This is a genomic window from Occallatibacter sp. (genome assembly GCF_049510455.1).
Classification (GTDB): Bacteria; Acidobacteriota; Terriglobia; order Terriglobales; family Acidobacteriaceae; genus Telmatobacter.
Genome location: NZ_JBEKYX010000008.1, coordinates 1 through 12966, shown reverse-complemented (window position 1 = coordinate 12966; position 12966 = coordinate 1). Strand labels below are relative to the sequence as shown.

General features: G+C 55.1%; 8 protein-coding genes. 3 read left to right on the top strand and 5 right to left on the bottom strand.

From position 1 onward, the window contains the following. Positions 1-37: 37 nt before the first annotated feature. Positions 38-1213, bottom strand: coding sequence for a 2-isopropylmalate synthase (locus ABSG47_RS02605; protein WP_424165997.1), 1176 nt, complete (start codon positions 1211-1213; stop codon positions 38-40). 454 nt (positions 1214-1667) lie between these two features. Between ABSG47_RS02605 and ABSG47_RS02600 the strand changes: the two genes are divergently transcribed. Together ABSG47_RS02600 and ABSG47_RS02595 are read left to right on the top strand one after the other, a co-directional pair. Next, positions 1668-7622, top strand: coding sequence for an amino acid adenylation domain-containing protein (locus ABSG47_RS02600; protein WP_424165995.1), 5955 nt, complete (start codon positions 1668-1670; stop codon positions 7620-7622). A gap of 147 nt (positions 7623-7769) precedes the next feature. Next, positions 7770-9104: a D-tagatose-bisphosphate aldolase, class II, non-catalytic subunit gene (locus tag ABSG47_RS02595; RefSeq protein WP_424165992.1), complete on the top strand. Its 1335-nt coding sequence runs from the start codon at positions 7770-7772 to the stop codon at positions 9102-9104. Positions 9105-9379: 275 nt separating this feature from the next. On the opposite strand, the gene ABSG47_RS02590 is transcribed toward ABSG47_RS02595, so the two are convergent. The 4 genes from ABSG47_RS02590 to ABSG47_RS02575 all read right to left on the bottom strand — a co-directional run bounded on the left by ABSG47_RS02590 (position 9380) and on the right by ABSG47_RS02575 (position 11316). Further along, positions 9380-9682 (bottom strand): ATP synthase F0 subunit C, encoded by a 303-nt coding sequence (locus ABSG47_RS02590; protein ID WP_424165990.1) that lies wholly within the window; start codon positions 9680-9682, stop codon positions 9380-9382. Between the two features lie 141 nt (positions 9683-9823). Further along, positions 9824-10555, bottom strand: coding sequence for a F0F1 ATP synthase subunit A (atpB, locus tag ABSG47_RS02585; RefSeq protein ID WP_424165988.1), 732 nt, complete (start codon positions 10553-10555; stop codon positions 9824-9826). A gap of 45 nt (positions 10556-10600) precedes the next feature. Further along, positions 10601-11014 carry a hypothetical protein gene (locus ABSG47_RS02580; RefSeq protein WP_424165985.1) on the bottom strand — a complete coding sequence of 138 codons (414 nt, stop codon included), beginning with the start codon at positions 11012-11014 and terminating at the stop codon, positions 10601-10603. Then, on the bottom strand, positions 11011-11316 hold the full coding sequence (locus tag ABSG47_RS02575; protein WP_424165982.1) for an AtpZ/AtpI family protein: 306 nt from the start codon (positions 11314-11316) through the stop codon (positions 11011-11013). The genes ABSG47_RS02580 and ABSG47_RS02575 overlap by 4 nt, the downstream gene beginning before the upstream one ends. An 88-nt stretch (positions 11317-11404) precedes the next feature. Here ABSG47_RS02575 and lysS point away from each other — a divergent pair. Next, positions 11405-12966: lysine--tRNA ligase (gene lysS, locus ABSG47_RS02570; RefSeq protein WP_424165980.1), on the top strand; the 1562-nt coding region annotated here is incomplete at its 3' end.

Here is a 12966-nt window from a genome sequence, read left to right as displayed (position 1 = left end):
CAGAACAAAAGAGCACAGAGAAGATCGAAGTTGAGCCTCAAACACTCTGCGTTTGCGAAAGCTGGTCTGCCGGTATCAACGCCAGCAAATCCTGATCGAAGATTGCTTTCCGTCGATCTGCCAGCAGAGTGAAACGGCGATAAGCCGCATCCAGCTCAGAAGCTTCCAAACTCACTCCCAGTTCCCTGTAGCGAAGAGCTAGCGCGCTTCTGCCCGAGTGCTTACCCAGCACCATGCGGCGTTGAGGAACTCCAAACGCAACGGGATTCATGATTTCGTAAGTAAGCGGGTTCGCCATCACTCCATGCTGGTGAATGCCGGCTTCATGCGCGAATGCATTTTTTCCTACCACGGCCTTGTTCGGCGCAGGTGCAAATTGGATAATCTCCGAAAGCAGTTCACTTATGGGAAATAAGCGATCCAGCACGAGCGAATGCGTACACGGATACTGGTCTCTGCGCACCTGCATTGCTGCCGCAACCTCTTCCAATGCGGCGTTACCGGCTCGTTCCCCAATGCCATTGATGGTACACTCCACCTGCTGCACACCGGCGGAAACCGCGGCCAGAGTATTCGCGACCGCAAGCCCGAGATCATTATGGCAGTGCGACGACAGCGTCACTCCTGATACCTCCGGAAGGCGCGCGCGAAGCATGGTAAAGATTCCCGCATACTCATGCGGTACCGAGTAGCCCACGGTATCCGGGATATTAATGATGGTGGCTCCGGCGGCGATCACAGTGGCAACCATCTGGCAGAGGAAATCCGGGTCGCTGCGCGTTGAATCTTCCGGTGAAAACTCAACCTCGTCGATCATGCTGCAGCCAAGTCTTACCGCAGCATCGGCCTGCTCGAGCGCCTGGCTGCGCGAGATTTTCAGTTTGTATTCGAGATGAATATCGGAACTCGAAAGCACAATGTGTACCCTGGAGCGGCGCGCTTTTTCGAGCGCCCGTGCGGCAGCCTCGATATCTTCTCTCTTTGCTCGCGCAAGGGAGCCAATGTTTGGACCTCGCACCTCCTGGCTGATTGACTGAATCGCCTGAAAGTCTCCCGGCGATGCGGCAGCAAAGCCAGCCTCGATCACATTGACGCCAAGTTCTTCCAGCGCATGAGCCATCCGCAATTTCTCATCGATGTTCATGCTGCAGCCAGGGGCTTGCTCCCCATCACGCAGAGTTGTATCCAGAAAACGAAGGCGATTTGAAGACATAGGTCTCCTAACTAAGCAGGCGTCGATGAAGCGACACCGGAAAACTCAATCTCAACCGAGGAAGAGAGCCGCATTTCGGCTCTTTATCGAGCTCTAATAGCGGCAAACCATTTACTACATGGCCCAAGCCCGCATAGCAGGCGATTAGCAGAGACGTGTCAGTATAGCGCGCAATAAAACGTTTCTGTAGCAACATATAGTGTTAGTGCTGCCACAAAAGGTGGGAGAGGATAGCCAATTCGTAACTCAAACTACATTACCGGTGACTTTGATTAAAAAAGTTACCTGTGTACTCTACTGGAATAAATTTTGTTTTGATACTATCGCAATAGAAATTAACCTTGGTTCCCCTTCGACTGTCTTTTGTTTTCCCGGGTTTCGACAGAATAAGCCCGAGATTTTTTGCACTTTTGCTCTCGTGGGCCACTATTCATTAACCTTGAGGAGAACTTCCATGGATCTCTGCGGAGGTGCTGTCAGTGTGCGCGCCGCGCTCGATGCGCTAACTGCGTTGCAACCGGATGTTGCATTTCTTATCAGCTCGGAGTCCGGAACATCCGTGACATTTCGGGAGCTTCAGGAACATTCGCTTTTGCTCTCAAGACTCCTTGCGCATTACGGAGTTCAGCCGGGCGATAAAGTCGCGTTCCTGATGGACAACGGGCTGCTCCCTGCCCAGCTCTTCCTTGGAGCGATGTACGGCGGGTTTGTTGCGGTCCCGCTAAATGTTCGTGCCGGCGCCATGCAGCTTTCCTACATGATGGACCACTGCGACGCCAAAATTGTGTTTGTTCAGCCGGAGTACAAAGAGTTGTTGAGTGAGGCTCTTGCCGGTGTCCGCCGGGATATACGCATCGTTGAAGCCAGCGTGGACGGTCCCTTGGCCGTCGAAAATGAAGCGCTGAGTTCTGAAGCTCCATCGTTCCCGCCATCCGCCGATGACATCGCAATGCTGATGTACAGTTCCGGCAGCACCGGCAAACCAAAGGGCGCTCTTCATACACACAGTTCGATTCTGGCTCACGGACGAAATTCCATTCAGGGGCACCAATTAACATCAGCCGACCGTTCCCTGCTGGTACTGCCTCTCTATCACATCAATGCGGAATGCGTAACTCTGATTCCCACTCTTCTGAGCGGTGGTTCCGTAGTCATTGCTCACCGGTTCGCAGTCAACCGCTTCTGGGACTGCATCGATGCGTTTCGCATCACATGGTCCGCTCTGGTCCCGACCATTATTTCTGAATTAGTCAATTGGGACGACCCGGGAAAGGAACACCGCCAGGCTGCATTTCAGCGCATCCGGTTCTTTCGTTCTTCTTCCGCGCCTCTGTCCCCATCACTGCAGCAGCAGTTTCTCGATAAGTTCAATCTGCCACTGATCCAGGCAATGGGGTCCACCGAAGGCGGCAATGTTTTCTCCAATCCCGTACCTCCCGCGAAGAACAAGCTTGGATCTCCCGGCCTGCCATGGGGCTTTGAGACCCGCATTATCGATCGTGAGGGCATCGACGTTGCTCAGGGCGACCCAGGCGAAGTGCTGCTTCGCAGTCCGGCCCTGATGAAGTGCTATTACAAGGACCCAGAAGGCACCGCTGCCGTGGTTGACAGCGACGGATGGCTGCATACAGGCGATCTCGCCCGGCAAGACGAGGATGGATATTTCTTTATCGTTGGCCGGTCCAAGGAACTCATCATCAAGGGCGGCGTCAACATTGCGCCCCGGCAGATCGACGAAGTTCTTGAAACCCATCCGGCTGTACTTGAAGCCGCTGCGGTCGGCATCCCGGACCGGTACTTTGGCGAGGAAGCTGTCGCATTTGTGGTTCTCCGCGATGGATCAGCTGCGGACGAGCGAGAGTTGCTCACATTCTGCGAAACTCGCCTGGGGCATTTCAAGACGCCGGCACGAATTTACTTTCTGAAGGAGTTGCCGAAAGGACCATCCGGAAAAGTACAGCGGCTTCGTCTTCTCGATCCGGAAATTCTGTCCACGGTTGCAGTTGCCAACTCAGTTGAAACGACCTCGCTCAGTGACAACAACCAGGCTGGAGATGACTCGAATGCATCCGCGGCGGCAGCCGTTGAGCAAATCATCGCAGCCGCATGGGCTGAAGTTCTCAACGTACCTGAGATCGACACGGAAGCAAACTTCTTCGCTCTGGGCGGCCACTCCCTGCTTGCCATTCAATGCATCTCGAAGCTGCGCACAAAGCTGCCTGTCGTTCTGACGCTCGCTGATTTCTTTGAGAACAGCACAGTGGCGGAGCAGGCGCGCCTGGTTCGGCAAAAACTTCATAGTGCAAACGTCAAACCAGATGGACCGCTGACCGAGTCATCGAACTGGGAAGAAAATTTTCTCAGGCAATATGTGCCGGCGGATCAGGAGTCCATTCCACATCTCGATTCCACTCTTCCTCATCCGCTCAGCCCGCTTCAGCAGCGACTCTGGTTTATGGAGAAGCTCAATCCGGATGTGCCGGTTTACAACGAGTCAGAAGCTGTCCTGTTAACAGGCAATCTGAATGTCACGGCTCTGAAAAATGCCTTCAATGTCATCGTTGCGCGGCATGAGGCGCTGCGCTCCACGATTGATGTGATCGATGGAGTGCCCCACGCAGTCATTCACCAGAGCTGGCCGCCGCAATTCAGAGAATTTGACCTGAGCCAACTTGCAGCCGCCAAGCGCCAGTCAGAGCTTGACCGTTTGCTCATCGACGAACCGCGCATGCCGTATAGCCTGGAAACCGTACCCGGCATTCGCATCTCTCTCGTCCACCTCAGCGAACACGAGCACGCGCTCATCCTGAGCATGCACCACATCATCTGCGACTGGGCCTCCGAAGGCGTCATCTGGCGCGAGTTGTCTGTTCTTTATCGCTCGTACATGAACGGAGAACAGGCGGACCTGCCAACGCTTCCCATTACGCACCGGGATTATGCAGTCTGGAACGAGAAACGTTTAGAGGAGACGGATTTTTCAGAAGACCTCGCCTTTTGGGACAAGAACCTGAAAGGCGCTCCGGCGCTTCTTGAGGTACCTGCTGACCGGCCTCGTCCCGCAATGGCATCTTATAAGGGCAAGCGTGTGCGCAGAAAGCTCAGTCCCGAGCTAACGGAAGCACTGCGCGGAATCAGCCGGCGGGAAAAGACCAGCCTCTTCACGATCTTTACCGCAGCGCTGGATACGGTGCTCTATCGCTACACGGGCACCGACGATATTCTTATCGGCCTCCCTATCGGCGACCGTGATCTGCCCGAGTTGCAGTCTATTATCGGATTCCTGCTGCACACCCACGTGCTACGCACAACGCTCTCAGGCGATATTCCCTTCCGCGATCTCCTCGGCCGCGTGCAAAAAGGAGTGCTGGATCTTTACGCACACCGCGCCGTTCCATTCGATCACGTTGTGCGCAAGCTTCAGCCAGAGCGCAATCAGAGCTACTCGCCTCTCTTTCAGGTCATGCTGAACTGGCGCGACCGCGATCAGCAGCTTACCTTCATCGGCCTTGAAGGACTTGCCATTGAATCTCTGATGGCGACTGCCGATACATGCAAGTTTGATCTTTACTTCTTCGTGACCGATGGCGGCGAGGAAGTCTGGCTGGAACTGGAATACAACACCGACATCTTCGATCAAGACAGGATCTCCCGCCTGCTGGGTCACTATCAGACTGTGCTTGAGTCCGTGGTCGTTGATCCAGGTATAACTGTCGGAAATATTCCTTTGCTCACCGCAGCAGAATACGAACAAACCGTCGTCGACTGGAACCGGACTCAGGTTGATTTTCAAGAAGAAGAATCTCTTGATCGGCTCATCGATCAGCAAATTAGACGTGTCCCTGAAAAAATTGCGGTTTCCTATGGAGACGAACAGCTTTCGTATCGTCAGCTCGGCGACCGTATCCATCGGCTCGCAAGCCAGCTTCAACAACTTGGCGTCAAGCGCAACGATCTGGTAGGGATCAGCGTGGAGCGTTCTATCGATATGATCGTGGGCCTGCTCGGAATCATGCGGGCCGGCGCTGCCTATCTGCCTCTCGATCCCACCTTCCCGCCGGAACGCCTCGCATTCATGCTGCAAGACGCGCAACCATCCGTCTTGCTGACTCAGGAAAAACTGCGCACACTACTTCCGCAATCTCAAGCCCAGGTGGTTGCGCTCGACACGTTGCCGCCTTCCGCGGATACCACGCCCATGGTTGCCGCGGAACACGGGCCTGATGACCTGGCCTATGTGCTCTATACTTCCGGTTCCACTGGCACTCCAAAGGGAGTGCAGATCCAGCATCGCGCCCTCGCGAATTTCATGCTTGCCATGCAGCGCGAGCCAGGAATCACAGCAGACGATACTCTCCTTGCGATTACCACCTTGTCCTTTGACATCGCGGGCCTCGAACTCTACCTGCCGCTCACGGTCGGCGCACATCTGGTCATAGCACCAAACGAAGTCACACGCGATGGACAGCAGCTTTTGGCGCTGATGCAAAGTACAGGGACAAGCATGATGCAGGCTACGCCGGCCACCTGGCGTATGCTGCTCGATGCCGAATGGTACGGCGCGCCAAATCTGACAATCCTCTGCGGCGGCGAATCCTGGAGTTCTGAGCTTGCCGGCCAGCTTCTACCGCGATGCAAGTCACTTTGGAATATGTACGGGCCCACGGAGACAACCATCTGGTCAGCGGCTTCACAAGTGCAGGCATCGGGAGTTGTTCGTATTGGACAGCCAATCGCGAACACGTCTCTCTATGTTCTCGACCATTGCAATCAACCGGCTGCTGTTGGCATTCCAGGAGAACTTCACATCGGCGGCCGCGGACTAGCCCTCGGGTATCTTGGGCGCGCCGAATTGACCAGCCAGCGCTTCATCCCGAACAATTTTTCCGAGCAGAACGAAAAGATATACAAGACCGGCGATCTTGTTCGCCGCTTTTCAGACGGTTCCATCGAATTCCTTGGCCGCCTCGATCACCAAATCAAGCTTCGTGGCTTCAGAATTGAGCTTGGAGAGATTGAAGCTGTGCTCGGCGGTCAGCCTGGGGTCAGTCAGTGCATCATGACCCTTCAGGAACTCGGTTCCGGCGAGCAGCGCCTCGTTGCCCACATCGTACTGGACGACCCCGATGATCTTCCGAGCCTGGATGAGCTTTCGAATGCACTCAAGCAGCACTTGCCTGCTTACATGATTCCCAGCACATTCTCCATTCTCGAAAAAATGCCGCTGACTGCAAACGGCAAGGTCGATCGCAAGGCGCTGCTAGCTCCGGCAATGGAAACTCTTGCCACAGAAGGTTACGAAGCTCCGCAAGGCGAGATGGAGATGGCGATAGCTTCCATCCTGGCTGAGGTGCTTCAACTGGAGCGGGTGGGACGGAAGGATAACTTCTTTAGTCTGGGCGGCCATTCCCTGCTTGTTCTCCAGGTGGTTCAGAAGATCAATAAGCGGTTCGAAGTCGATCTGCGAGTTGCCGAATTCTTTCAGAACCCAACTATTCCAGGGGTAATGGAAGCGCTCAAAACACGGGTCAAACAAAAATCCCGGCTGATCAACCTGCGTCCGGCTCACTCCACGGGGCAAATCTTCTTCATGGATGCAGCCGTTGGGCTATGCCGGCTTGCTCATGCATTTGATGCCGGGCCAGCAGTGTTTGCAACAGATGTCCAACTGGACCAGGCCGTCGTTAATGCTTCCGTCGAAAATCGCGTGCAAGATCTCCCAGGCATGGAAGAATTTGCACGGCCATGTGTAGACCTCATTCTGCAGGAACAACCGAACGGCCCCTGTGTCCTGATCGGACACTCATTCGGCGGCCTTCTCGCATTTGAGGTTGCGCGTCAACTTCGGTTAGCTGGAAGAGAGATCAATGCGGTTGTAATCCTCGATACGACGGCCCCATTGTCAATTTCGTATCGACTGAAAAACCTGACCTTTTCCCGAGCGAAGTCAGCGATCATGTGGCGCATTACAAGCGCTGTGAATCTGGTCACCACGAAGCTTGGGAACGGCTCAAATCCCAATACGCCGGAACTTTCAGCTGCCGTTAGAGAAGAAGTAGGCCAATATCAGGGCGCGCTCGTCGATTTGCCGTGGGATATTCGTCAAAAGATTAACTGGACTGCCCGTGACCGGTACCAATGCCGCCGCGGCGCTGGAAGAGGAATTCTGGTTCGCGCCAGGGATATGCGGCCAAGTTTGCACTTTGAGAACATGGGTTGGGACGGGATGTTCGTGGATGGGTTGCAGGTTGTAGATGCGGATGGGGATCACATGTCATTGCTGGCGGAGGAAAATGTCCAGGGTCTCGCAAAGGACATTCAGAACTATCTTTCCCCGATCATGACGTTTAAACCAGCGAAAGCCGCCGCTCAAGTTGAACCAAAGATTTCATCGCCGCGCCCTCGATGAAGCATGTCGGGTCTTTTTCGAAAATGAATCTGTCATACCGGTTTCAGATCAAAGAAAAATGGCCCGAATTCCATCTGGACTTCGGGCCATTTCATTTTTTGCCGTGGCAAGAATCTCCAGCGAGTATAAGAATGAGGTTTGCGCTTCATGACGAAACAAATTGAAGGATATGTTCAGGCCGCGAATGTAAATTCCGCCGTGAATGCGATGCGGCATCTTTTGGGCGAAAACCGAGAAGGCAGACTGCGCGGCATCTACTCGGTCTGCTCCGCAAATCAACTCGTGCTTGAAGCGGCCTTTGCCCAGGCCGCATCGGACACGAGCCTGCTGCTGATAGAGGCCACCTGCAACCAGGTGAATCAGGATGGGGGTTACACCGGCCTGACACCTGAGCAGTTTCGCGATCATGTTCACTCTCTTGCAAGCGAAGCTGGCTTTCCGGAAGACCGGTTGATTCTCGGCGGCGATCATCTGGGCCCCAATCCCTGGCGATCAAAGCCTGCGCACGAGGCCATGGAAAAAGCGGCTGTCATGATTCAGGCTTTTACGCGTGCCGGATTTACAAAGATTCACCTGGATGCAAGCATGCGGTGCGCTGACGATCCGGAAGTGTTGAGCGATACCGCGATCGCGGAGCGCGCTGCCCGTATGTGCGAGTTGTCTGAAGCCGTTGCGGCGGATACTGCACAATTCCCGGTCTACATCGTGGGTACGGAAGTGCCCACGCCGGGAGGCGCGCAGGGCGAATTGGAGGTTGCGGTCACCAGTGTCAGCAGCGTGCAACGGACGCTCGATGTGCATCGCGAGGCCTTTGAGCGACGCGGACTGACATCCGCCTGGGAGCGGGTTGTCGGAGTCGTAGTGCAGCCAGGAGTAGAGTTCGGCGATGAGAGCATCGCCGATTATGTGCCACAGGATGCGCAGCAGTTGTCGGAGTGGATCCTGGGTGAGAAGAGGATCATCTTTGAAGCTCATTCGACTGACTACCAGGCCGCGCACTCGCTCAAGCAGCTTGTTCGCGGGCATTTTGCGATTCTCAAGGTCGGACCCGAGCTCACGTTTGCCATGCGTGAAGCTGTTTTCGGCCTGGCTCGCGTTGAAGAGGAGTGGATTGCCGATACCAAACGATCCGACATTCGTGTTGTGCTGGAGCAGGAAATGCTTGAGCACCCCGAAAACTGGAAGGGCTACTACAGGGGAGATTCCCATCACCTCAAGATAGCGAGAGCTTACAGCCTGAGCGACCGGATTCGTTATTACTGGCCCAATGCCGGCGTTGTGAATGCGCTCTCCGTGCTGACGCAAAACCTTCTCCGCCAGCCCGCTCCATTACCACTGATCGCACAGTATCTTCCTTTTGAGGCAGAGGCAATTCGCCGCAAGGAACTCCTCAACGATCCGCACGCGATGATACGTCATCGCATTCGGAGAGTGCTGGCGCGCTACTCCCATGCCTGCGGCTCTGCAGCCGGCAGGCTGTGAGCTATGCCATCGGGATGAGAGAAGAACGATAACGTCCATTGGAACGGAGAGGAAGCCATTCGCGAGATTGAGACGGATCTATGGAACAGGCGCAGATTCATCCAGATGAACGCCGGCGCCGCGATTACGGCAAATACTCCAGAGTTCATCGCGGATTCGGGTCGTTTCATTTTCCGGCGTAGAAGCGCGCAAAATCTTTCTGGGCGTTGGCCGCAATCAACAAAAAAATCGGCCCCGCCCATCCGAGCGAGGCCGACTCTGTTTCTGCAAACCTGTTACTTGACCTGCAGGAAGATAACTACAAGGGTGAACAGCGTGAGCGACTCGATGAACGCCAGACCAAGCACCAGCAGGAGCTGGATGCCGGCGCGTGCGCCGGGGTTACGAGCAAGCGCTTCGGTAGCCGAAGCAGTGGCCTTGCCCTGGCCGAGGCCGCATAGGCCTGCTGCCAGCGCCATGCCAATACCGGCACCGATTGGCACCAGGCTGATGGTTCCCGAACCGGAACCCTGCGCGAAGACCGGCGAAGCGAGGAACAGCGCCGCCAGTGCCATGAACATATATTGAAGCTTCTTCATAGTTCTCCAGCTTCCCTGAAATTAGCTGCCAGTGGGTGGTTGAGGCTCACCGTGCCGGAAACTCTCGCGAGTCCCTTTGGCCCCCTCACGCTTGCAGCCCTCTGTTGTCCCGGAGCGGAAGCGCTCTCCGGCAGAATCTTTTTAGTGCTCGTGCGAAACCGCGCCGGTCAGATAAATCATCGCCAGCAGCATAAACACATACGCCTGAATCAACGAAACCGCCGCGTGCAGCCCCAGGAAGACGGCCGGAATCGCAATCGGAATCAGCGAGAAAAACACCAGCGTCAGCAGATCGCTGGCAAACATGTTCGCGTAGAGACGAATCGTCAGCGACATCACGCGCGCACAATGCGAAATGATCTCAATGGGAAACAGCAGTGGAGAAATCCACCACACCGGCCCGGCAAAATGCTTTACATAGCCGACAACGCCCTGCTCCTTGAAACCATAAAAGTTGTAATAGACAAAGGTACACAGCGCAATGCCGAGCGGCACAACAGGCACGCCGGTAGGTGTCTCAATACCGGGGATGAGACCCAGCAGATTGTTGAACAGCACAAAGAGAAATACGCACGTGGTGAACGCCTGAAAGCGCTCATAGCCGTGGCCGATGATCTGGTCCGCCTGTTCGCCGCCGCGCTCGTGGATTATTTCGGCAAGCTGTTGCGCCGGATTCGGCTTCTCCACGGAGAGCGTGAGCCGCACCAGCAGGAAGAACGCAATCAGAATCGCGAAGACCAGAAACTCCAGCGCAAAGGTGTTGTTAATCGGCGCGGCAGGGTTAGCCGGATGCACATGGAGGAGATTCATAACGGCTGTCACGGCAGGGCCGAACAGGGCATTCAACAGGCGCGTGATGGCGAGTGTTTCCATCGTCAGGGAACAAGTCTTTCTGTTTTCAGGTAAGTGAGTTCAAACTCAGTTTCGCAGTAACCGGAGCGCTTCCCAGGCAAGGACCAGCATGGCCAGCCCCAAACCGCAAAGGAGAGCGACCGGAGAACCCTGTAAACACTTCAGGCTACCATAAATGGCAGCCGCATAGACGATCAACCGCGCTAGAAAGAAAAGGACCACCGTGACAGCGCCGCGAGGGGTCTTCTGCTGGTCGAGTTTTGCGTTAAAGAGCCGGATCAGCCTCTGCCATTCAAAGATGCTGGCAGAGGAAATCATCGCGCCAACGGCAAGCATCGCCGCATTGCGCCAACTGGAGGCGATCCAGATGCCTGCTGCACCGATAGCGCCCAGAATCAGCGTGTTGCGGATTGCGCGCTTGAGTACAAGTTGCAGCGCCTCGTCTGTGAGGTCTGCGATAGGAGGGTTGGAATCGGTCATTGCTTGTTCTTATTATCGCCGGATTTGCCGTTAGTTTGCGAGCCTGTGGAAAGCACGAGACGAATGACGTAAACCAGGCCCGCTATGCCGCCGAAAACGATGCCCGCCGCGGCAATCCATGTCGTGTGGAACAGCTTGTCCAGTCCCGCTCCCATAAGCCATCCGACAAAGGCCGCTGAGGGGAGCAGAAGCGCAATCTGCATCATCTTCTCGGCCTGCACAAGGGTGGCCAGGGCGCCCGAGTCGCGCTTCTTCTCGCCGCTGTCTCGATTTGAGTCCGGGATGGGCTTGTTGAAGGCCATGCATGCCCGTTATACACGGTTCGAGCCAGTGTTTGCCCAGCCGCTATACTGACGGGTAGGCATTTGACACAAAAGAGAAGGATTTCCCGTGCATTTTGAATCGGAATTTGAGCGCGAACTCTTCGCCTTGCGGCAGGATAAGCTGCAGCAGATAGAGGCGCTCGGTCAGGCAAAGTATCCCAATCAGTTCGCGTTCACGCACACCATCGCGGACGTCCGCTCTAAATGGAACGAAACGGCCGGAGAGACGCTAGAGGCTGAAAAGCCGCAGGTCGCCATTGCGGGCCGCATCCTGGCCATCCGCGCGCAGGGCAAAGCAGGCTTTGCCGGGCTACAGCAGGACGGCCAGCGGCTGCAGATTTATGTCCGTCTGGACGCTGTGGGCGAGCAGGCATTTGCTTTGTACAAGCTTCTCGATCTTGGCGACCACATCGGTGTCTCTGGCTACCTCTTTCGCACCCGTACCGGCGAGCTGACAGTACACGTGGAGACCTTGACGTTTCTCTCCAAGGCCATGCTTTCACTGCCTGAAAAATTCCACGGCCTTTCTGACGTCGAGATACGTTATCGCCAGCGCTATGTGGATCTGTTCACCAATCTCGATAGCCGCGAAGTCTTCGTCAAGCGCGCCAAGGTGCTGCGCGCCATTCGCCAGTTCTTTGATACGCGCGGGTATCTCGAAGTCGAAACACCAATGATGCAACCCATCGCCGGCGGCGCAGCGGCGCGTCCATTCGTCACGCACCACAACACGCTGGACATGGACCTGTTCCTGCGCATAGCCCCGGAGCTTTATCTCAAGCGCCTCGTCGTCGGCGGCCTCGATCGCGTCTATGAAATCAACCGCAACTTCCGCAATGAAGGCATCAGTACACAGCATAATCCTGAGTTCACCATGCTGGAGTTCTATCAGGCCTACGCGAACTACAAAGACCTGATGCAACTCACTGAAGAGTTGATCGAGTATGTAGCGAAGGAAGTAAATGGAAGTACTAAAACGACTTTTCCCCTGCCTCCCAATCCGCGTCGGAAAGAAGAAGTAGCAGAAATTGATCTAGCAAATTGGCAACGGTTAACAATGCGGCAAGCTGTGAGTAAGTGGTGGAATCCAGAAGATGGACCCACACCAATAATTGACGACTTTAGCAGCCTCACAAGGTTTATCGACTGGATTGAACGAGTTTTGCGCTCAAATCCTACATCGTCACGTTGGCTCGATCAACTAAACGAGAACCGAAATCCAAACGCTGAAACAGTAGAAAATATCACTCATTTAGTTCTCGGCCGAAACTGGAAACAACTGAAATTAGGCAGCCCTTTAGGGAAATCAATTGCAGACGTTTTTGAATTCGTTGCCGAGCCGCATTTGATTCAGCCAACTATCATCTATGAATTCCCTACTGCGGTCTCGCCCCTCTCTAAGCAGAAGCCAGACGAACCCGATTGGGTAGAACGCTTTGAGTTTTACATAGGCGGCTTTGAAGTCGGCAATGCCTTCAGCGAGCTCAATGATCCCGTCGAACAGCACAAGCGCTTTGCGGATCAGCTCAAGGCGCGTGAAGGTGGCGATGACGAAGCGCACCAGATGGATGAGGATTATGTTCGCGCGTTGAGTTATGGGCTGCCGCCGACGGGCGGCGAGGGCATCGG